This is a genomic window from Kineococcus indalonis (assembly GCF_009906395.1).
Taxonomy (GTDB): Bacteria; Actinomycetota; Actinomycetes; order Actinomycetales; family Kineococcaceae; genus Kineococcus; species Kineococcus indalonis.
Map to the genome: position 1 here is coordinate 1 of NZ_JAAALM010000750.1, position 1,416 is coordinate 1,416.

Genomic DNA, 1,416 nt, shown 5'->3' on the forward strand with positions numbered 1-1,416 from the left:
GCCCGCCGGTCAGGTCGCCGACGGGCGCTCCTTCGCCGAGCTGGGCGTGCCCGCCGCGCTGGTCGAGGTCCTCGCCGCCCGCGGCGTCAGCAGCCCGTTCCCCATCCAGTCCGCCACGCTGCCCGACTCCCTCGCCGGGCGCGACGTCCTGGGCCGCGGCCGCACCGGCAGCGGCAAGACCATCGCGTTCGCCCTGCCGCTGGTGGCGCGCCTGGCCGCCTCCGGCACCCCCCGGCGCACCACCCGCCCGCGCGCCCTGGTGCTCGTGCCCACCCGCGAGCTGGCCAACCAGGTCGCCGCCACGGTCACCCCGCTCGCGCAGGCCCTGGGCATGCGCACCGCCGTCGTCTTCGGCGGCGTGGGGCAGAACCCGCAGGTCAGCGCGCTGCGCGAGGGCGTCGACGTGCTCATCGCCTGCCCCGGCCGGCTGGAGGACCTCATCCGCCAGGGCCACTGCCGCCTGGACGCGGTGGAGGTCACCGTGCTGGACGAGGCCGACCACATGGCCGACCTGGGCTTCCTGCCGGGCGTCAAGCGCCTGCTGGACTCCACCCCCGCCGGCGGTCAGCGCCTGCTGTTCTCCGCCACGCTGGACAACGGCGTCGACGTCCTGGTCAAGCGGTACCTCTCCCGGCCGGTGACCCACTCGGTGGACCCGGCCGTGGCGCCGGTGTCCACGATGGAGCACCACGTGCTCGAGGTGTCCGCCGACGGCAAGGCCGCGCTGGTGCGCGACCTGGCCGCCGGTGAGGGCCGCACCGTGCTGTTCACCCGCACCAAGCACGGCGCGAAGAAGCTCGCCAAGCAGCTCACCGCCGCCGGCACCCCGGCCGTGGACCTGCACGGCAACCTCAGCCAGAACGCCCGCGAGCGCAACCTCGGCGCCTTCTCCGAGGGCTCGGTGCGCGTGCTGGTGGCCACCGACATCGCCGCGCGCGGCATCCACGTCGACGAGGTCGGCCTGGTGGTGCACGTGGACCCGCCCACCGAGCACAAGGCGTACCTGCACCGCTCCGGGCGCACCGCCCGCGCCGGCGCCGAGGGCCTCGTGGTGACCGTGGCCACCCCGGACCAGCGCTCCGACGTGCGCACCCTGGCCCGGCAGGCGGGCATCTCCCCGCGCTGGGCCTCCGCCACCGCGGGCGACGCCGTGGTGGACGGCCTGGTCGGCCCGCGCGCGGCCTGGGTGGACCCGGCGTCCTCGCCGGTGCCGACCGCGCCGCCGCAGCCGCAGCGCGCCCCCAAGCAGCCGCGGGTGCAGCAGGCCCCGGCGGCCGGGCGGCGCCCCGCCCAGCAGCAGGACCGCGCCGGCCGGGCGGGTGCCCCGCAGGGCCAGGCGGACCGCCGCGAGCCCGGCGCCCCGGCCGGTGCCGCACCGCGCCGCCGCCGCGGCGGTCGCGGCCGGGGCACCGGCAC

At 78.4% G+C, this 1,416-nt stretch carries 1 protein-coding gene; it reads left to right on the forward strand.

Features of this window, described 5'->3' with window-relative positions; genetic code table 11:
• Window positions 1-1,416 (forward strand): DEAD/DEAH box helicase (locus tag GTR00_RS20815; protein WP_240900741.1); only part of this gene is annotated, 1,416 nt, incomplete at both ends.